Raw genomic sequence first — 18351 nt, 5'->3', positions numbered from 1 at the left:
TTCTTAACATTTCAAGAACTGAGTTGCACGACGAGCGCCCTTAAGATCGGCTTTCTTTCTCTTTGAAAATCCAAAAATTCTCCGATATATATAGCGAATGCCGCTAAATAAGGAGGAGAGCCGGATGAGAAAGTTATGGAAAATCGCGGTGTCCGCTGCAATGTTCGTCGGTTTTTCCGCAAATTCACCCCGCATTCAAGCGGAAAGCAATAAGCAGGAAAACGAAGTCATTGTCGTATATAAAAATGCCAGCGGAAAAGAAAACGTCATCGAACAAGCAGACACGGTAGAACACGTTTACCGGCACATTCCCGCAGCTGCTGTTACTGCGGACGACAAAACAGTGCGGGAACTTGAACAAGATCCCGACGTCCTGTATGTCGAAGACAACCTCCCGGTAGCTGCTGCCGACAGCACCGTTCTAAAAGCTGTCTCCAGCAGCACAGCGCAAACCGCCTCCGCGTTTTCACAGTGGAACATCAAGCCGATTCAAGCCGCACTGGCTTGGAATAAAGGTTTGACCGGGAAACAGGTGAAAATTGCGGTTATTGACAGCGGGATTTCCCCCCATGAAGAGCTGTCAATCGCAGGCGGTGCATCGATGGTCGGCTATACCGCTTCATACCGTGATGATAACGGCCACGGAACACATGTTGCCGGAATCATCGGAGCGAAGCATAACGGACGGGGGATCGACGGCATCGCGCCCGGCGCGCAACTGTATGCCGTAAAAGCGCTGGACCGGAATGGTTCGGGGGATCTGAAAGGCATCTTACAAGGCATCGATTGGTCGATCCAGCACGGAATCGATATCATCAATATGAGCCTCGTCGTTTCAGGCGACAGTCAAGTTCTCCACGATGCAGTAGATAGAGCATACAAACGGGGAATGATCCTAGTCGGTGCGAGCGGTAATGCCGGAAACGGAAAATCCGTTTATTACCCGGCCGCCTACAGCAGCGTCATTGCCGTCTCGGCCACCAATGAAAAAAATCAGATCGCCTCATTTTCCAACACCGGCAGCGCCGTCGAGTTTGCCGCTCCCGGCACATCGATTATCAGTACATCTTCCGACCGCGGCTATGCAATCGGAAGCGGCACTTCACAGGCAACGCCGCACGTAGCCGGAATGTTTGCTCTTTTGAAACAGCTGTACCCAACCGCTTCAAATGCTGAGCTGCGCAAGAAAATGCAGATTTATACAAGCGACTTGGGCGCTCCCGGCCGTGATCATTTGTTCGGCTACGGATTAATCCGCTTCAAAGAGATCACACAGCCGTTGGAGAAAGCGCAAAAAGCAGTCGGACAAGCGGAAAAGACAAAGAAAAAAGCGGACATTCAAACCGCGCAAAAAGCGATCGAACCGCTGCCTGCAAACGCCGATAAAACCGCTTTGAAAAAGAGGCTCGATGCTGTTAAAGAGCAGCTTAAAAAGACAGCCGAAAGCAAAGTAAAACTCGCAGAGAAGCAAAAAAAGAAAACCAATGCCGACGCAGCCCAAAAAGCGGTCAATGAACTCGACAGCGGCACTTTCAAAACGAATTTGCAAAAACGGATCAATGCGGTCCGCTCAAGCCTCTTGAACACCGCAAAGCAGGCCGTTGCCAAAGCTGAAAAAGCGGCCACAGACTCAAACCTCGGCAAAGCGCAAAAAGCGATTAATGAGCTGCCTGCCGGAAAAGACAAATCAAATCTGCAAAAAAAGCTGAACACCGCGAAAAAGCAAGCCGCGTCAGCCTATAACAAAAAAGTGGCAGCGGCGAAAGCCAAAGTTAAAACGGCCGAACAAAAGAGAACGAAAAAAACAAAATCGGCAGCGCAATCAGCGGTCAGCAAGCTGAGAGCATCCGCCGAAAAAACGAAGCTGCAAAAACGAATCAATGCGATCAAACTGAAATAGCAAGAAAAAAAGCCCGGAATCCCGGGCTTTTCTTGCGAATACGTCTTTTTTGATGCTGTTCTGCTCGGACACGACAATTGCGACATCGTATTCCTTTCGGCCGGGCGCTTGCTTTCCGCCGCATTCTCCAATCACTTTTTATCAATTCTTTCCGTCACAATCCCGACGATGTCCCGGTCTGAAACAAAGCCGAAATGGCGGCTGTCAAAGCTGTGGATCCGGTTGTCCCCGAGGACGAAGTACTCATTTTCAGGCACCTTTTCCTCTCCGGTCACTTCCTTCAGCGTAAAATCCCCTGTCAAGTCCCCTCCGGCAGTGACGGCCTTTAAATCGTCCAGATAAGGCTCTTTGATCTTTTCTTCGTTGATATACAGCTGATCATCTTCATACCGGAGGGTTTCGCCCGGAAGCCCGATCACCCTTTTAATGAATATATCTTTGTCAGGTCCTTTAAACAGCACGATGTCAAATCGGCTGATTGTTTTAAAGTGGTGGGCGAACCTGTTGATCAAAAGTTCGTTGCCCTCCTGAAAGGTCGGATTCATGCTGACGCCTTCTACTTTATATTCAATGAAAACGGCATTTTTGACCTGAATTCCGACGACGATGACAAGCAGCACCCCGGCTATGACCAAAAAACGCTTTTTCAATTCTGTGTCCCCCTAGTCTTTCTCTCTCTGGCTGAATCTCACGTTCAGACGATGTTCAACCCGTTTTCCCGCGTACCATAAGATCAGCATGACGATGATCACGGCAGCTGTCCGCAAAGGCTGGGTAAAAAGCGCCTTCAGATCATGGCCGACAAAGCTCACCATAAAAATCATCACGAACTTGCCGCAAAGCACCGCCAGTGAAAAAGGCAGCAGGCTGACTCTCGAAAGTCCTGCCACAACATTTACCGCTGCCGAAGGCGTGAATGGAAAGCAAAGCAGGAGAAACAGCGGACCGAAGCCCCGTTTTTCCACCCAGATCATCAGTTTTTTTACGGATGGATGCCTGCGGATAAAACCGAGTGCTCTTTGCTGGCCGAAATGGCGGATAAAAAGAAAAACTGCTATAGAGCCTAAAGATGCCCCGATCCACGTCAACAAGAACCCCTGCCATAAACCGAACGAATTTACATTGGCGACAACAAACACGAGCAGGGGTAAAAACGGGAGCAGCGCTTCAATAAACGGCAGCAGAACGGCTACAAAAGGACCAAAAGCCCTGTAGCTCTGAAAAAACTCTGTTAAATTCTCTTCTGTAAAATAGCTGAATAATTGCTCCAACATTGATTCTCCTCAGGGCGGTTGTCTACTTCTATTCTACACTTTAAATCAAAAACTTTAAATCATCCGTCTCGGTGTTTTCTGTATTAGTCTGAAACAACTTGATCATTTTAGTCATTTTTTCCCGTTCTTGATTAAAAGGCCGTCTTTCGTGTAAAATAAAAACAGAACAAACGTTCCTTATCAACAAAAGAAATGAGGAGAAAAGCCATGACAAGAATTCCCGCTGAAGCCAGGGATATGATTGAAAAGGCGATTTACCTCCCGATGACCGTCAGCATATTAAACCGGGACATGAAAATCATCCAGCAGGGGCCATTCAAGCTGAAAGACCCCTATCAGCGTCTGATCGAACAGGCGTTAAAGCTTGCCCAGCGCGATCTGTACGACGTGAAAAATGAACTGCGCCGGCGAAAAATCAAGGTGCACGAAGTGTCACGGGACGAAGCCTTTACGATGTACTCCTTTATATATGAAGGATACGAAGAAGAGCATAACTATTTTAATCCCCGCATCCGCAATCAGGTATCCGCGCTTCTTGAGCACTATTTATTCAAAGCCGCTCCCGATCAATAGCGCTTTTTCAGCTCCCTGAGGATGAATTCGTATATCAGCTGATTCCTGTCTTCCTTCGGATAGAGCATAAATTCCTGTTTCTTCTGCATGGCGTTTCCTTCAATCCGGTCGATAAATTTTGTTCTCAGCCATGCCGTTCGGTAAACCTGGTTTTCAAAAGATGTGATGGATACGGGCAGCTCCAGCGTTTCCCCGTTGACAAACGTGACAAACGTGTTGTCATACTTTGCCGCGCAAAACTCGTGAACATGCGCATGGGAAAGCCACCCGCACTGAGGACGAGTTGAGGAAAATGTGGGAAAAAGAAAAATATTGTTTGAGTGATCCACCATGATCGGCGGTTTATGGGAAACTTTAATGACCTCATATGTGCCCGCTTTTCTCCCCGCATAGCTCGACCCGAAATAGCGGCAGCTTCTTTCGATGATCTGAAACGGCTTCATATTGACGAGGAAAGTCCTGTCGGTCTCGAGTATTTTTGAGGCGGGTTTCTCCCCCTCTCCCAGAGGCAGGACAGCCATTGTCGAACTGTTTACTTCATACGTATCTTTTGTCATATCCTCTGTGCTCATCTTGATCCTCCTAATCGTTAGTAAATTTATACTATTAATCTAACATTATCCTTTACAAAACGACAGGATTTTTTCCAATTAATTTGAAAATATGTTTTTAAAATGCAATTTTTATATTTTGTTCGATTAAATCCGTGTTTCTTTGTCCAAATATACAAACTTTTATTCTCATAAACACGCATCTTCGAATAATTATCTAAAAATTATAAATACTTATTGATTTTTTGTTGCGTAATCCATATACTATAAAAAAGGCATCAGGGGGAATCTTTATGAAAGAGAAAAAGTCGTACGCTGAGCTCATGAAGTCCCGCAATACCCAAAAGGTGAAAGAGCTTGATGTAACCATCACGGATATCTACATTCAAATGGTCCTTGATGAATCGCTTTTTAAACGGCGTTTGCACACGCTGAACAAGAAGATTAATGAAGCATTAGACAAAGGAGATAAGCAATCTTTCCTTGAGCTTTCAAGAGAATATACAGCGCTGAAAAAGCACGCATAACGGCCAATCCCTCCCGGATTGGCTTTTTTACGCGGAAAAAGCCGGCTTATGAAATAGTCCCGGCCTTTTTATCCGTTAATAATCGTTCCGCCGTTGACATGGAGCACTTGGCCCGTCATGTAGGAAGAATCGTCGCTGGCTAGAAACAAATAGCTCGGCGCCACTTCAGCAGGCTGTCCGGGCCGTTCCATCGGCGTTGTTGAACCGAATATTTCGACCTCTCTCTCCGTAAACGTCGACGGGATCAGCGGCGTCCAAATCGGACCCGGTGCCACCCCGTTCACACGGATGCCCTGATCGACGAGCGACAAAGCGAGCGAACGCGTAAATGATGTAATCGCTCCTTTCGTCGAAGAATAATCGATCAGCCTTTCATTGCCGGCATAAGCCGTAATCGAAGTGGTATTGATGATTGAGCTGCCTTTTTTCAAATGCGGCAGCACAGCTTTTGTCAAATAAAACATTGAAAAAATATTCGTCTGAAACGTTCGGATCAGCTGATGGCTTGTAATTTTTTCGATTCCCTTTTGCGGATGCTGTTCAGCCGCATTATTGACGAGTATATCGATCGTTGGGAATGCTTCCTTTGCCTGGCGCACAATATCGTTGCAAAAAGCCTCGTCTCCGATGTCTCCTGCGATCAGCTTGCATCCGACCCCTTCTTTTTCCACATACCCCTTTGTTTCTTCTGCATCGCGGTGTTCATTTAAGTAGACAATGACAATGTTCGCGCCTTCTTTCGCAAACAAAACGGATACGGCACGGCCGATTCCGCTGTCTCCTCCCGTAATAATCGCGGTTTTCCCGGCCAGTTTCCGCTCTCGTTTCGGCCGGTCGAAAACGGGCCGGGGATCCATCAAATACTCCAATCCCGGACGCTGTGTTTGGTGCTGGGGAGGCAGTACTTTCTTCGGCTGTTTGCTCAAAACGATTCCCTCCTTCACATCGATTCAACCTTACTATTTTATGAAAACGCCCCTTTTTTATGACAAGCCGTTTCACATGCATGAATATTTCTCAATTGGGAAAATTTAAGAACAAAACAGATGGATGATGGAGGGAACCTTGTGAGCAATCAAGAACAAAAACTGCCGGACTCGCCTGAATCGTATTGGAGAAACAGTACAGATCTTCCTAAATTCGAAGAACTGTCTGAAGATGTCAAAACAGATGTCGCCGTCATCGGCGGCGGCATGACCGGACTGACGACTGCTTATTTACTGACGAAAAAAGGCTACAGCGTCGTCTTGATCGAATCCGGGCGGATACTCGACGGAACAACCGGCTATACGACAGCCAAAATCACCGCACAGCATGATCTGATCTATGATGAGCTGATCGGGCACATCGGAATGCCGAATGCGAGACTGTATTATGAAGCAAACCTCAAGGCGCTGTCCTTTATCAAAAACCTCGTGCTTGAGCAAAAGATCCCGTGCGATTTTGAAGAACAGGACGCATGCATTTACACAACTGAAGAACAATCGGTACAAAAAATCAGAAAGGAATATGAGGCATACCAAAAGCTCGGGATTGACAGGGAATTCATCAAAGATCTCCCCGTTCCAATCGATATGAAAGCAGGACTTGTTATGAAAAACCAGGCCCAGTTTCATCCACTCCACTATTTGAAACACCTTGCAGAGGCCGTCCTGGAAGCCGGCGGAAAAATTTACGAAAACACGGCTGCTAAAGAAATCAAAGAAGGCGACCGGCCAAAAGTGCTGACAAGAAACGGGCATCAAATCTTCAGCGATTATATCGCGTGCTGCACGCACTTTCCGTTTCATGATAAAAAAGGCTTCTATTTTGCAAGGCTTGAGCCGAGCCGGTCATACGTGCTCGCCGTCAAGCCGAAAACGCCGTATCCAGGCGGCATGTATTTAAGTATAGATCAGCCTTCACGCTCGCTCCGTTCGGTGACGATTGACGGAGAAGAAATGGTGCTTGTCGGCGGTGAAAGCCACAAAACCGGCCAGGGAGAGGATACAATCAGGCATTATCAGGCGCTTGAATCATTTGCAGAAGGCGTGTTCGGCATTGAATCGATCCCTTACCGCTGGTCAGCGCAAGATTTAATCACACTTGACAAAATTCCGTATATCGGGCCGATCTATCCGAAAGAAAAGCGCATTCTCGTCGCCACCGGCTTTCGAAAATGGGGCATGACAACAAGCACCCTCGCCGCGCAGCTGATGACAGACCATATCGCAGGCGAAGACAATCCTTTTCAAGCCGTCTTTCAGCCGGCCCGTTTCCACCCGGATCCAAGCATCAAAAAAGTCATTTCCTATAACGCGGATGTTGCAAAACACTTTGCCGAAGGAAAACTCGAACAGCCGATCAGGAAGCCGGAAGACCTTGTCAACGGAGAAGGTGCGGTCGTATCACATGCCGGGAAACGTGCGGGTGCTTATCGCGATGAAAAAGGCGAGCTTCATCTGGTTGACACAACATGCACCCATATGGGCTGCGAAGTCGAGTGGAATGACGGAGAAAAGACGTGGGACTGTCCGTGCCACGGCTCAAGGTTTTCGGTCGACGGCGATGTCATCGAGGGTCCTGCCGTAGAACCTCTGAAAGATCCGGAAAGCTGAGGTGTACAAGTTAAAAAGTAATGAAAAATTGCCGATAAAAAGATAAATGCTGGAAATTTCATAAATACGGCAGTTTTATCATTAACGATTACAGGGGGATACGATCGTGTTATTCAAAAAGGATAGAAAGACAGAACGATCATTCTTTGCTGAAGAAGGCCCTGACCAAACAAAAAGAATCAGGCTCAATCAGCACGCAGAATTTAAAAAACAGCTGGCAATGGTCGATTTGACGGATGAGGATCTTTGGGTGCTGTGCAGGCTGAAGCCTTTAGTCACTGAACATATCGAAACCATCGTCACCCGGTTTTACCAAAACCTTGAGCATGAAAACTCTTTGATGGAGATCATCCATGACCACAGCTCAGTTGACCGTCTCAAAAAGACATTGACGATCCACATCCAGGAAATGTTTTCAGGTGTCATCGACGAAGCCTTTTTAGAAAAAAGAATCCGGATCGCCCACGTTCATCTTCGGATTGGGCTCTTGCCAAAGTGGTATCTAGGGGCATTTCAAGATCTCCTTCTTTCCATGCTGACAATCTTTGAAAACGCATTATCCGATGAAGAATACAGGCGGTCAGTCAAAGCCGTTACCAAAATTCTCAACATCGAACAGCAGATCGTCCTCGAGGCCTTTGAAGACGAGCATGCAAGGCTCCGAAGACTTGATGAAGAGAGCAAAAATGACCTTCACCGGCAAATCAAAGATACTTCCGGTTCTTTGGCCGCTTTATTTGCCGAAACAACGGGCGCTGTACAAGAATTGGTCGACAAATCGTCCGAAATCGCCGAAACGTCAAGAGCCGGAACGAAGACAGCTGTTTCTGTCGAACAAAAATCGATCGGCGGAAAAAAGGAGCTTGAGGAGCAGGAACAGCAGCTGAATCAAATGGGAAGCAGTATGACGCAAATCGAGCAGGAAATTAAAAAGCTGGAAGAAATCGCGCTGCAGATCGAAAAGATTTTCGGAATCGTAACAGGCATTGCCGAGCAGACGAATTTGCTTTCGCTCAACGCCTCGATCGAATCTGCAAGGGCGGGAGAGCACGGCAAAGGGTTCGCAGTCGTCGCAAACGAAGTCAGAAAGCTGTCCGATGATACGAAAAAAACCGTCTCCACCGTATCTGAGCTCGTCAATAACACAAACGCGCAAATCTCGATCGTCACGAAGCATATTACAGATGTAAACCAGCTCGTGAACGAAAGCAAAGACAAGATGTCGGAGATCAATCATCTATTCGATGATATCGTCTCCAATATGAAAACGAGCAAAGAGCAAAGCGGCCGAATCGAAGGCGATCTGCAGGCATTTTTAAGCGGCCTTCAAGATGTGAATGCCGCCGTGTCACAAGTCGCGGTTTCAGTCGATTCTCTCGTAGAGCTGACAAAAAAATAAGCCGCTACCGTACACAGGTCAATTCATGACCTGTGTATTTTGCTTTTGCAACCTGATTCTATTACGTTATTTGAAAGTCTGCTATGCAAGTCAAAGATATATTCACAGCCATAATGGCAACGCTCAGTGATGTTTTCAAATCCGCAGAATCGGCGCTACGCTCCTGTTTGAAAAAATCGTGTAAATGTTGTTCTGTGCCAGTCATATTTCGTGGTTCTGTTTTTTAAATTTAGTATAATAGCCATATCACCGAAAAACGCGAAAGCCGACATCGAAAGGAGATTTTTCAGAATGACTGCGATTTGTTTGATCCGGCATGGCGAGACAGACTGGAATGCTTTAGGAAAACTGCAGGGAAGAACCGATATCCCTTTAAATGAAACCGGTCAAAAACAGGCAAAAGAAACCGGGGCGTTTTTGAAAGGGTCCGACTGGGACGTCATCATTACAAGCCCTTTAAGAAGAGCGAAAGAAACCGCTGAAATCATCAATCAATACCTGGGACTTGAAATCATCGAAATGGAAGATTTCATCGAAAGGAATTACGGAGATGCAGAAGGGATGCCATTCGAAGAAAGAACGAGGCTCTACCCCGATAAAGAATATCCGAATCAGGAATCAAAAGAAGCGCTTGCCGAACGGCTGATGGCCGGCGTTCAAAAGGTCAGCGAGCGGTATCCGGACAAAAAAGTGCTGATCGTCGCACACGGAGCCGCGATACACGCCCTTCTGTCAAAAATCTCAAACGGCGACATCAACCTGGAAAATACGAAGCTCGTCAATGCGTGCCTAAGCAACATCAAATTCCATGAAAATAAATGGCATGTGAAGGATTACAATCTTTCACACCATTTGTCAAATTAAAAAAAGACGGCAAGGTTGATGCCGTCTTTTTTATGCTCTCCCCTGCCTCGCTTCGCGGCGCAGTAAATAGATAAAATACGGACCGCCGATAATGGCTGCGATCAATCCAGCCGGTATTTCAAGCGGCGGAACAAGGCCTCTTCCGGCGGCATCGGCTATCAAAAGAACGATGCCGCCGACGAGAGCTGAAACGGGAATCAAGATCCTCGTTTCAGCCCCTGCCAGCTTTCTTGCGATATGGGGCGCCATCAGCCCGATAAAACCGATTGTTCCCACGGCGGTCACAGCCGCAGCTGTCAGCAGGACCGCACCGGCAAGCAGCAGAAATCGCGTTCTTTCGAGCCGGATGCCAAGGCCGACGGCAATCCCGTCCCCTGATTTGATGATATCGAGCGGTTTTGCCGCAAACCATAACGGAGGAATGACCAGACAACACCATATGAAAAGAGACAGTACATCATCCCAGTCTCTCCCCCACAGACTTCCATTCAGCCAAATTAATGCGTTGTTGACATTCGGGCTCCCCCTTGAAATGAGTAGCTGAATACCCGAATGGCAAAAAGCATTGACCGCGATCCCGACAAGCGCCAGCCGCACAGGAGAAATCCCGTTTCGATAAGCCAATAAATAGACGAGAGCCGCAGCCAAAACGCTTCCTGAAAAGGCGGCGCCTGTCAGCAGAAGCGGACTTTGCTGTGAAAACAAGACCGTAACGATCACAGCGCCCAATCCCGCTCCTCCTGTAATGCCAAGCGTGTCAGGGGCGGCCAGCGGATTTTTCATCAGCGATTGTGCGACTACACCTGCGATTGAAAGCGCCCCTCCGGCAAGCACGGCGAGAAGGATGCGCGGCATTCGAAATTCCATCACCAAGAAGCGAACTCCTGCATCCCCTTGCCCTGCCAGTGATTTCATTACGTCCCACAGTCCAATGTTTTCATCGCCGATCGCCAAATTGAGCACAATGAGCATCAACAAACAGGCGCATAACGCAGAGAGGACAAGCGCCGATTGCCCGCGCCGTCTTTTCATTTTTCTTGCCGCATTGTTCATCATGCCGCCCCCTTTTTCCGTCTTCTCGCCAAATAGATGAAAAACGGCGTCCCGATCATTGCCGTGACAACTCCGACCGGCGTTTGGTACGGAAAATAGACAAAGCGGGACAGAATATCAGCAAACAGCAAAAGAACGGCTCCTAGCAATGCCGAATACGGAATCACGAACCGATAGTCAGCCCCCATCAGATACCGGATCATATGAGGAACCATCAAACCGATGAAACCAATCGGTCCGGCAGCGGACACCGATGCTCCTGCCAACGCGACAACAGTGAAAGCGATGAACAATCTGCTGAGCCATACATTTTGTCCCAGCCCATGTGAAACATCATCTCCGAGACTCATGACGGAAGCCGCCCTCCCTAAGGCCAAAGCCGTCAACAAACCTGCAATGCTCACCGGAATCAACAAATGAAGCTTATCCCACGAGCTCCCCGCTAAAGAACCGGAGAGCCAAAACAATAGCGTTTCCGTCGACTCTTCATGAAAAATGAGCAGCATTTGCGTCATCGAAGCAATGATCGCCTGAATGACGACACCGATCAAGGCAAAGCTGATATCCCTGTCGTGTTCGCTGAATACTGAGGCAACCGCGTACACGACCAGCGCGGCCGCGGCACCGCCGGCAAAAGCGGCTCCCATCGCTGTCTGGGGAGCGGCAAGCGCAGGAAACATCACCGTCAAACATACGACAGCAAGAGAGGCCCCTGCATTGATTCCGAAGATGCTCGGAGATGCCAGCGCATTTCTTGTCACCGCCTGCATCAGTGCGCCCGCGGCCCCTAGATTCGCGCCGATGAATGCGGCGGCCAAGGCGCGCGGAATTCGGATGGACTGAATAATCGCGTGCAATTTTGAACCGTCGTACATAAACACAGCTGCCCAAATGTCGGGCAGCGCAATCGTTGACGAACCGATTGAAACAGAAAGCGCAAAACCCGCGAGCAAAAGAAAAACAAAAATGAGCGGTGCAAAACGTTTCATATATATCAAAACAGGTCACTCCTTTAGAAAAAAACAAGCGCATGCTTTTGTAAAAAGCATGCGTCATCCCGTTCAGCAAGCCGGCAGGCTCTTAAGATTTCTTTTGATCCTCAGACAGAAGATGCTGACCGATTTCATCTATCAGCGCATCTGCTCCGTCAATACTGCGGCGGAGCGACCAGGCGAATCTGTCGGCTTCATAAACCTTGCCGTTTTTGACAGCGCTGAGCTTTTTCCAAAGAGGGTCTTTTTCAATGGGTCTTTTCCCGTCTTCATCGACTTTATCTTTTTCTCCCGTCATCAGGACAATGGTGTCAGGGTCTTTCTCAAGCAGCTGCTCAAGCGTCATTTTAATATTGACGGATTCACCGTTTTCGCCATCGCCTTTGCTGCTGTCTCTGACACCGTATGTATAGCCGATTTTCGTCAGAAGCTGAGACGTGAAAAAGTTTTCGTCGCGCACAGTGATTGCTTCATTTGTGTTTCCGAGCAGAAGAATGCTCTGTTTCCGGCTCCCGAATTTCTGTTTCAATTCATTCAGCTTTTGTTTATGTTCAGCCAACTTTTTCTCCATTGCGCTTTCTTTGCCGACGGCTTTCGCAATCGTAAGAGACGCGTCAAGCGTGTCCTGATAATCTGCATTCAAGTTTTTCAGCGCGATTGTCGGCGCAATTTTCGCCAGTTTATCATAGACACCGCTGTGCCTGCTCGAATCGGCAATTATTAAATCGGGCTTTAAAGAAGCAATTTTTTCAAAACTTGGCTGGGCGCGCGAACCGACTGAAGTATACCCTTTGATTTTTTCTCTGACCTTCTCGTTAATAAACTTAGGTTTGCCGTCGTCCGCAATCCCGACAGGCTTAATGCCCGCATCAAGGAGCGCATCAATAAAACCCAATTCAAGAACCACAACTTTTTTCGGATTGTTCTTTACTTTCGTTTCTCCTAAGTCGTGCTTAACTGTCACGGAATCCTGACTGGAGGTTTTCGTACTTTCGCTTCCCCCCGAGCAGGCTGTCAACACTGATATCATCAATAGGAATAAAATAGCAAAATACTTGTGCTTCATATGTATCTCCTTTTCTGGTAGTAGACGAAATTATTATAGCAACACTTCATACCAATGACAACGATAATCATTATCATTATAAAAAAAGAAAGGAGCCTCCTTCTCCTTTCTACACCCGTTCATTCACGGAATCCCCCGCTTTGCTTTCTCTGCTGAGGGAAAGAATGATGACCGTGATGATCACCATTACCGTACCGGCACCTTGAAAGGCATTGAACGGCACACCCAGCCAGACCGCCGACGACAAAACAGCCGCTAGCGGTTCGGCGCAGCTCAGGCAGCTCGTTTCTTTTGCGGAAAGATAAGAAAGGCTGCCGATGTATAGGGCAAACGCCAAAGCTGTGCCGCACAATACAACAAACAGAATGGCTGCCGCCTCCCCTGCCCCAATGTGCGAAAGGTCAAACCGAAACGGCGGAAACAAAAAAGAAATTCCGGCCCCTCCGACGAGCATACCCCATCCCGTAACCGTCAAAGCACCGAACGATTGAATTAATCCTCCTGCAAAAACCGTATAGAAAGCAAGCGCTCCACCGGACAAAATGCCCCAAACGGCGGCCTCGGCCGGAATATACAAACTGTCCGGCCTTCCGCCTGTCAAAAGAAGAAACACGCCGAAAAGCGCCAATAAAGTAAGTACGGCATCTTTCCACTTAGGCGGAAGTTCTTTTTTAACATATAGGTAAAACAATACGAAAAAAGGCGCCAAGTATTGAAGAATTGCAGCAGCCGCGGCATTACCCTTTTCGATTGAAGCAAAAAACGTATATTGAACAGCAAGCATTCCAAAAATTGAAAATACTAAAATCGAACAAATATCTGTTTTTTTCTTCCATATCTGACACACATGTTGAAAACCGTTTTTCATTGAAACATATAACAAGAGAATGACTCCCGATGCCAGAAGCCTGACAGAGACAAGCGAGCCGGCTTCAACCGCTCCCCTTTCAAATATGTACTGTGCAGCGCTTCCCGATAATCCCCACAATGAAGCCCCTGCAAGCACCATCAATACACCTTTCACATGAGCTGATTTCATATCTTTCACCCGTTTCTGTATGCGATATATTGCATATTTTAATAGATGATCGACAAGGCCGCAACCTCCTTCGGCAAAAAATGATCTCATAAAATAAATGAATAGTATTTTCATAAAATGAATCAGATGGAGCAATCTCCTGTCATTCGCGGCCCTCGGGACCTCTTTCCCTGCCAGGCTGAAGCGGTCTATTCATACTTTCGAACTGAACATTTTTCTAAAACAGTTATTAATAACCAAAAAATTTTAAATTGGTCCTCCAAAAAAATAGGCCTACCATATAATTCATTTTTTTTCTATAATAAATTAACAGAATAATTGGAATAGATTATATTATCCTTCTATTTCAATTATTCTGAATAAAGAGGAGGAGAGTGAGTAATGATGAGGAAAAAGAGTTTTTGGCTTGGGATGCTGACGGCCTTCATGCTCGTGTTCACGATGGCATTCAGCGATTCCGCTTCTGCTGCTCAACCGGCGAAAAATGTTGAAAAGGATTATATTGTCGGATTTAAGTCAGGAGTGAAAACCGCATCTGTCAAAAAGGACATCATCAAAGAGAGCGGCGGAAAAGTGGACAAGCAGTTTAGAATCATCAACGCGGCAAAAGCGAAGCTAGACAAAGAAGCGCTTAAGGAAGTCAAAAATGATCCGGATGTCGCTTATGTGGAAGAGGATCATGTGGCCCATGCCTTGGCGCAAACCGTTCCTTACGGCATTCCTCTCATTAAAGCGGACAAAGTGCAGGCTCAAGGCTTTAAGGGAGCGAATGTAAAAGTAGCCGTCCTGGATACAGGAATCCAAGCTTCTCATCCGGACTTGAACGTAGTCGGCGGAGCAAGCTTTGTGGCTGGCGAAGCTTATAACACCGACGGCAACGGACACGGCACACATGTTGCCGGTACAGTAGCTGCGCTTGACAATACAACGGGTGTATTAGGCGTTGCGCCAAGCGTATCCTTGTACGCGGTTAAAGTACTGAATTCAAGCGGAAGCGGATCATACAGCGGCATTGTAAGCGGTATCGAGTGGGCGACAACAAACGGCATGGATGTTATCAATATGAGCCTTGGGGGAGCATCAGGCTCGACAGCGATGAAACAGGCAGTCGACAATGCATATGCAAGAGGGGTTGTCGTTGTAGCTGCAGCAGGGAACAGCGGATCTTCAGGAAACACGAATACAATTGGCTATCCTGCGAAATACGATTCTGTCATCGCTGTTGGTGCGGTAGACTCTAACAGCAACAGAGCTTCATTTTCCAGTGTGGGAGCAGAGCTTGAAGTCATGGCTCCTGGCGCAGGCGTATACAGCACTTACCCAACGAACACTTATGCAACATTGAACGGAACGTCAATGGCTTCTCCTCATGTAGCGGGAGCAGCAGCTTTGATCTTGTCAAAACATCCGAACCTTTCAGCTTCACAAGTCCGCAACCGTCTCTCCAGCACGGCGACTTATTTGGGAAGCTCCTTCTACTATGGGAAAGGTCTGATCAATGTCGAAGCTGCCGCTCAATAACATATTCTAACAAATAGCATATAGAAAAAGCTAGTGTTTTTAGCACTAGCTTTTTCTTCATTCTGATGAGGGTTGTTCAATATTTTGAATCCGTTCCATGATCGTCGGATGGCCGTATTTAAAAATCTTGACGAGAAACGGCGGGTTTGCCTCGCTCAGCCCGGCTTTTGAGAGCTCTTGAAACGTCGAAACCGCTGCATCGCTGTTTTGCGTCAGTTCAATCGCATACTGGTCAGCAGCTTTTTCCTGATGCCTCGAAACTGCGTTCGTAAATGGAGACGACGCGAAAGAGATAACCCCCATCAGCATCAGAAGAAGCGGAAGTGCGGCTAGATCGGATTTTCCCGCAATATGAAGGCTTCTTCCATAGCGGCCGATGATCCGCTTGTACAGCTTGTCGATCACATAAAAGACAGCAAGGGATAAAAGCAGATACCCGCCGAGTCCTATGTAAACATGCTTCATCACATAATGTCCCATTTCGTGCGCCATGATGAATAAAATTTCCGGCTCATCCAGCTTGTTCAGCGTGGTATCCCAGAGCACAATCCTTTTATTGGCGCCGATTCCTGTTACATAGGCATTTAACGCATTCGTTTTTTCAGACATGTTCACTTCATAGACGTGATTCGCAGGAATATCCGCCTGATCGGCCAGCTTCAGAATGCTTTGTTCAAGATCTTTATTTTTCAGCGGATAAAAGTCATTGTATAAAGGATCAATGACAACCGGCTGGAGAAAAAATAAAAACAGCGTAACCGGAACCGTCAGACACCAGGCATAAAACCACCAGCGTTTTTCATGCTTTTTGATCAAATAGTAAAAGACGATCACCGCCGCAGCCGTTATCGGAAAACTGATCCAGAAGTCGATCACCTGGTCTTTGATCCAGCTCGCGGTTGTCTGGGTTGATATGCCGTAGTCAAGCGAATATTGATAGCTGATCCAGTCAAGCGGCAAAGAAACGATCGTGACGATCAGAAACAAAGCAAAAACATATGCCGTGATTTGAATGCTTCTCCTCTTCGAGGTCTGCTCCGCCCAATTTTTCATTTTCCTGGATAAACCGGCAATCAACAATATAAAAAATAAAAACCATTCAAACGGAATCCGGATAAAAAACATAAAGTCCTTTATTTTCGAGTACTCTTCCGTCAGCATGAGTTCTCTTTCGTTCATAAATGCCGCCGGGTCTGCGCTTGTCCCTTTCAGCGCCTCAGGAACGGAGGGTTCACCGGCCATAAAGAGATACCAATAGAAAAAAAGGCCGTACAGCACATACAGGAGACCGGCTCCCGCGATCCATTTCCGCATGGCGAATCACTTCCTCTCACATAGCAGTTACTTCTATTGTAAGCTTTTCATGCGAAAGTTAGAACCAAGCCTTACAATGAGAGCAAGAGGCCGGCGCCTGCGAGCGTCAAAATCGTCCCCATCACGACGACTATGACGCTTGCTCCAAAATAGGAAAATAAAAATGCGATAAGAGCGCCGGCAAGTCCGTAGAGCATACCGCTTTGCACCAAAAAAACTCCCGGAAAAATGAGAGCCCCTAAGACGGCGTACGGCACATTTTTCAGCACGCGCTCCAAAAATCCGGGAAGCTTCAGGCTTTCAAAAGCAATGAGCGGCACCATCCGCGGCACATATGTAACGGCAGCCATGCCGATAATCATCCAGATGATCGGGCTAAACATAGTTTCTCTTCCCCTCTGTTCTAAATTGGTACAGCCATTCAATCAGGACGGCGGATAAAAGCGTAGCGCAGACGATCGACCATCCTGCCGACAATATTCCGTTCATTTGGAAAACGGTATTGAATAGTGCAGCCGCCCCCGCCAGCAGCAGGACTTTTCGCTGTTTTTTCAAAGGCGGTACCAACAATCCGATAAACATGGCATAAAGGGCGATGCTCATGCTTTCCTGGAGAACAGCCGGCATGGCGGCCCCTGCAAAATGCCCGGCCGCACTCCAAAAAACCCAGCTTACATATCCGATCGAACCGAGGCCGATCATATACCCGGTCGTCAGCTTTTCCTTTCTTAGAGCAGCGACGGCAAACGATTCATCTGTCACCGCGAAAAATGAGTAAAACGCTTTTTTCCAAGGCGAATCTTTTTCTACCAATTGATTCAAAGTCGCCGAAAATAAAAAATGTCTGATATTCACAATGAACGTCGTCATAACGATTTCGATGATTCCCGTCTGAACGGCGAGCATGCTTAAAGACATATACTGGGACGCTCCTCCGAAAACAAGGGCGCTCATCAAAAACGTTTCAAAAAGCGACAGCCCCGTTGTTTTCGCCAAAAGCCCGAATGTCAAAGCGACCGGAATGTAGCCGACGGCAAGGGAAACCCCTGAACGAAGCCCGTCTAGAAAATTGAGTGAATCGTGCTTTTCCATCTTGACACCTCTTTACGGATAATAAATGAGTGTATAACATGATGCCGTTTGTTCCGTGTTGTTTTCGTACGTATGCACGGTGTTTGCGGTGAAATGCATCGCATCGCCTTCGTTCAGGCTGCAGGTGTAATCACACGTCGTCACCGCGATCGCTCCTCTAGAGACGAGCACATACTCTTCAATCCCTCCGTGGTGAGGCTCTGATTCGTGTACACAGCCGGGCGCAAGTTCAATATAAAAGATTTCAAACTTCTTTTTCTGGTCGAAGGGAAAATGCGGAAATGCCGCGTATTTTTCTTCTCCGGCCAAAACGGGCGTTTTCTCATGCTTTCTGACGACCGTCGGCTCCCCCGCGGGCTTTTCTGCCAAGGAAGTAAATGATACTTGCAGCCCGTTTGCGATCTTCCACAAAGTTGTGATCGTCGGACTTGAAGAGCCTTTTTCAATTTGCGCGAGCATGCCTTTGCTGACGCCAGTCATCGATGACAATTGATCAAGACTGTAATTGCGGACTTTTCGCAGCCTCTTTATGTTTTCTGCGACTTGTTTTTCAATCGAATTCATCTTCTGCCTCCTCTCAATAAATTGA

General features: G+C 47.3%; 19 protein-coding genes and 1 pseudogene. 8 read left to right on the top strand and 12 right to left on the bottom strand.

What is annotated here, in order from left to right:
• Nucleotides 1-124 precede the first annotated feature (124 nt).
• Nucleotides 125-1900, top strand: a complete 1776-nt coding sequence (locus MHB72_RS06180) for a S8 family peptidase (RefSeq protein ID WP_216921008.1) — start codon at nucleotides 125-127, stop codon at nucleotides 1898-1900.
• A 131-nt stretch (nucleotides 1901-2031) separates the two neighbouring features.
• On the opposite strand, the gene lepB is transcribed toward MHB72_RS06180, so the two are convergent.
• Both lepB and MHB72_RS06170 read right to left on the bottom strand, forming a co-directional pair.
• The gene (gene lepB, locus MHB72_RS06175) at nucleotides 2032-2550 is read right to left on the bottom strand and encodes a signal peptidase I (protein ID WP_020450832.1); all 519 of its coding nucleotides are present in this window, start codon (nucleotides 2548-2550) and stop codon (nucleotides 2032-2034) included.
• Between the two features lie 12 nt (nucleotides 2551-2562).
• Entirely contained in the window at nucleotides 2563-3174 is a 612-nt protein-coding gene (locus MHB72_RS06170) for a TVP38/TMEM64 family protein (protein WP_020450831.1), read from the bottom strand.
• Nucleotides 3175-3381: 207 nt separating this feature from the next.
• Here MHB72_RS06170 and MHB72_RS06165 point away from each other — a divergent pair, with 207 nt between their 5' ends.
• The gene (locus MHB72_RS06165) at nucleotides 3382-3747 is read left to right on the top strand and encodes a hypothetical protein (RefSeq protein WP_020450830.1); all 366 of its coding nucleotides are present in this window, start codon (nucleotides 3382-3384) and stop codon (nucleotides 3745-3747) included.
• Here the strand turns inward: MHB72_RS06165 and MHB72_RS06160 are convergent.
• On the bottom strand, nucleotides 3741-4319 hold the full coding sequence (locus tag MHB72_RS06160) for a competence protein ComK (protein WP_020450829.1): 579 nt from the start codon (nucleotides 4317-4319) through the stop codon (nucleotides 3741-3743). The genes MHB72_RS06165 and MHB72_RS06160 overlap by 7 nt on opposite strands.
• A gap of 272 nt (nucleotides 4320-4591) precedes the next feature.
• On the opposite strand from MHB72_RS06160, the gene MHB72_RS06155 reads away from it, so the two are divergent.
• A complete protein-coding gene (locus MHB72_RS06155) occupies nucleotides 4592-4825 on the top strand; it encodes an IDEAL domain-containing protein (RefSeq protein WP_020450828.1) in 234 nt (77 codons plus the stop codon).
• 68 nt (nucleotides 4826-4893) lie between these two features.
• Here MHB72_RS06155 and MHB72_RS06150 read toward each other — a convergent pair whose 3' ends face one another.
• Entirely contained in the window at nucleotides 4894-5751 is an 858-nt protein-coding gene (locus tag MHB72_RS06150; RefSeq protein WP_020450827.1) for an SDR family oxidoreductase, read from the bottom strand.
• A gap of 120 nt (nucleotides 5752-5871) precedes the next feature.
• On the opposite strand from MHB72_RS06150, the gene MHB72_RS06145 reads away from it, so the two are divergent.
• From MHB72_RS06145 to MHB72_RS06135, 4 genes and pseudogenes are all read left to right on the top strand, one after another.
• Nucleotides 5872-7422, top strand: a complete 1551-nt coding sequence (locus MHB72_RS06145) for an FAD-dependent oxidoreductase (RefSeq protein ID WP_445684624.1) — start codon at nucleotides 5872-5874, stop codon at nucleotides 7420-7422.
• Nucleotides 7423-7528: 106 nt separating this feature from the next.
• Nucleotides 7529-8062: pseudogene (locus MHB72_RS22860) on the top strand (protoglobin family protein); the annotation flags it as partial.
• Nucleotides 8063-8314: 252 nt separating this feature from the next.
• Nucleotides 8315-8821 (top strand): methyl-accepting chemotaxis protein, encoded by a 507-nt coding sequence (locus MHB72_RS22855; protein WP_370510583.1) that lies wholly within the window; start codon nucleotides 8315-8317, stop codon nucleotides 8819-8821.
• A gap of 291 nt (nucleotides 8822-9112) precedes the next feature.
• Nucleotides 9113-9685, top strand: a complete 573-nt coding sequence (locus MHB72_RS06135) for a histidine phosphatase family protein (RefSeq protein WP_020450824.1) — start codon at nucleotides 9113-9115, stop codon at nucleotides 9683-9685.
• A 30-nt stretch (nucleotides 9686-9715) separates the two neighbouring features.
• Here the strand turns inward: MHB72_RS06135 and MHB72_RS06130 are convergent, their stop codons facing one another.
• The 4 genes from MHB72_RS06130 to MHB72_RS06115 all read right to left on the bottom strand — a co-directional run bounded on the left by MHB72_RS06130 (nucleotide 9716) and on the right by MHB72_RS06115 (nucleotide 13835).
• Nucleotides 9716-10738 carry a FecCD family ABC transporter permease gene (locus MHB72_RS06130; protein ID WP_216920994.1) on the bottom strand — a complete coding sequence of 341 codons (1023 nt, stop codon included), beginning with the start codon at nucleotides 10736-10738 and terminating at the stop codon, nucleotides 9716-9718.
• The gene (locus MHB72_RS06125; RefSeq protein ID WP_023856573.1) at nucleotides 10738-11736 is read right to left on the bottom strand and encodes a FecCD family ABC transporter permease; all 999 of its coding nucleotides are present in this window, start codon (nucleotides 11734-11736) and stop codon (nucleotides 10738-10740) included. The genes MHB72_RS06130 and MHB72_RS06125 overlap by 1 nt, the downstream gene beginning before the upstream one ends.
• Nucleotides 11737-11818: 82 nt before the next feature.
• Entirely contained in the window at nucleotides 11819-12796 is a 978-nt protein-coding gene (locus MHB72_RS06120; protein ID WP_026579952.1) for an ABC transporter substrate-binding protein, read from the bottom strand.
• 109 nt (nucleotides 12797-12905) lie between these two features.
• The gene (locus MHB72_RS06115; protein WP_025811750.1) at nucleotides 12906-13835 is read right to left on the bottom strand and encodes a DMT family transporter; all 930 of its coding nucleotides are present in this window, start codon (nucleotides 13833-13835) and stop codon (nucleotides 12906-12908) included.
• A 384-nt stretch (nucleotides 13836-14219) separates the two neighbouring features.
• On the opposite strand from MHB72_RS06115, the gene MHB72_RS06110 reads away from it, so the two are divergent.
• Nucleotides 14220-15356, top strand: a complete 1137-nt coding sequence (locus tag MHB72_RS06110) for a S8 family peptidase (protein ID WP_023856571.1) — start codon at nucleotides 14220-14222, stop codon at nucleotides 15354-15356.
• Nucleotides 15357-15413: 57 nt separating this feature from the next.
• Here the strand turns inward: MHB72_RS06110 and MHB72_RS06105 are convergent, their stop codons facing one another.
• The 4 genes from MHB72_RS06105 to MHB72_RS06090 form a co-directional block, all read right to left on the bottom strand.
• The gene (locus MHB72_RS06105; protein ID WP_020450818.1) at nucleotides 15414-16670 is read right to left on the bottom strand and encodes a M48 family metallopeptidase; all 1257 of its coding nucleotides are present in this window, start codon (nucleotides 16668-16670) and stop codon (nucleotides 15414-15416) included.
• 71 nt (nucleotides 16671-16741) lie between these two features.
• Nucleotides 16742-17053 carry an AzlD domain-containing protein gene (locus MHB72_RS06100; protein WP_009328928.1) on the bottom strand — a complete coding sequence of 104 codons (312 nt, stop codon included), beginning with the start codon at nucleotides 17051-17053 and terminating at the stop codon, nucleotides 16742-16744.
• The gene (locus tag MHB72_RS06095; protein ID WP_003180314.1) at nucleotides 17046-17762 is read right to left on the bottom strand and encodes an AzlC family ABC transporter permease; all 717 of its coding nucleotides are present in this window, start codon (nucleotides 17760-17762) and stop codon (nucleotides 17046-17048) included. The genes MHB72_RS06100 and MHB72_RS06095 overlap by 8 nt, the downstream gene beginning before the upstream one ends.
• A gap of 12 nt (nucleotides 17763-17774) precedes the next feature.
• Nucleotides 17775-18326 (bottom strand): helix-turn-helix domain-containing protein, encoded by a 552-nt coding sequence (locus MHB72_RS06090; RefSeq protein WP_340901946.1) that lies wholly within the window; start codon nucleotides 18324-18326, stop codon nucleotides 17775-17777.
• Between the last annotated feature and the right edge of the window lie 25 nt (nucleotides 18327-18351).

The organism is Bacillus sp. FSL K6-1284, assembly GCF_038002625.1.
GTDB classification, from domain to species: domain Bacteria; phylum Bacillota; class Bacilli; order Bacillales; family Bacillaceae; genus Bacillus; species Bacillus paralicheniformis.
The sequence above is the reverse complement of the archived record's forward strand: the minus strand, read 5'-3'. Positions and strand labels throughout refer to the sequence as shown.

What these genes read in the sequence shown, in the direction of transcription:
- MHB72_RS06180 (WP_216921008.1), top strand. Translation starts at nt 125, where the DNA reads ATGAGAAAGTTATGGAAAATCGCGGTGTCCGCTGCAATGTTCGTCGGT.
- MHB72_RS06170 (WP_020450831.1), bottom strand. Translation starts at nt 3,174, where the DNA reads ATGTTGGAGCAATTATTCAGCTATTTTACAGAAGAGAATTTAACAGAG.
- MHB72_RS06165 (WP_020450830.1), top strand. Translation starts at nt 3,382, where the DNA reads ATGACAAGAATTCCCGCTGAAGCCAGGGATATGATTGAAAAGGCGATT.
- MHB72_RS06160 (WP_020450829.1), bottom strand. Translation starts at nt 4,319, where the DNA reads ATGAGCACAGAGGATATGACAAAAGATACGTATGAAGTAAACAGTTCG.
- MHB72_RS06155 (WP_020450828.1), top strand. Translation starts at nt 4,592, where the DNA reads ATGAAAGAGAAAAAGTCGTACGCTGAGCTCATGAAGTCCCGCAATACC.
- MHB72_RS06145 (WP_445684624.1), top strand. Translation starts at nt 5,872, where the DNA reads ATGGATGATGGAGGGAACCTTGTGAGCAATCAAGAACAAAAACTGCCG.
- MHB72_RS22855 (WP_370510583.1), top strand. Translation starts at nt 8,315, where the DNA reads ATGGGAAGCAGTATGACGCAAATCGAGCAGGAAATTAAAAAGCTGGAA.
- MHB72_RS06135 (WP_020450824.1), top strand. Translation starts at nt 9,113, where the DNA reads ATGACTGCGATTTGTTTGATCCGGCATGGCGAGACAGACTGGAATGCT.
- MHB72_RS06130 (WP_216920994.1), bottom strand. Translation starts at nt 10,738, where the DNA reads ATGAACAATGCGGCAAGAAAAATGAAAAGACGGCGCGGGCAATCGGCG.
- MHB72_RS06120 (WP_026579952.1), bottom strand. Translation starts at nt 12,796, where the DNA reads ATGAAGCACAAGTATTTTGCTATTTTATTCCTATTGATGATATCAGTG.
- MHB72_RS06115 (WP_025811750.1), bottom strand. Translation starts at nt 13,835, where the DNA reads ATGAAATCAGCTCATGTGAAAGGTGTATTGATGGTGCTTGCAGGGGCT.
- MHB72_RS06110 (WP_023856571.1), top strand. Translation starts at nt 14,220, where the DNA reads ATGAGGAAAAAGAGTTTTTGGCTTGGGATGCTGACGGCCTTCATGCTC.
- MHB72_RS06105 (WP_020450818.1), bottom strand. Translation starts at nt 16,670, where the DNA reads ATGCGGAAATGGATCGCGGGAGCCGGTCTCCTGTATGTGCTGTACGGC.
- MHB72_RS06100 (WP_009328928.1), bottom strand. Translation starts at nt 17,053, where the DNA reads ATGTTTAGCCCGATCATCTGGATGATTATCGGCATGGCTGCCGTTACA.
- MHB72_RS06095 (WP_003180314.1), bottom strand. Translation starts at nt 17,762, where the DNA reads ATGGAAAAGCACGATTCACTCAATTTTCTAGACGGGCTTCGTTCAGGG.
- MHB72_RS06090 (WP_340901946.1), bottom strand. Translation starts at nt 18,326, where the DNA reads ATGAATTCGATTGAAAAACAAGTCGCAGAAAACATAAAGAGGCTGCGA.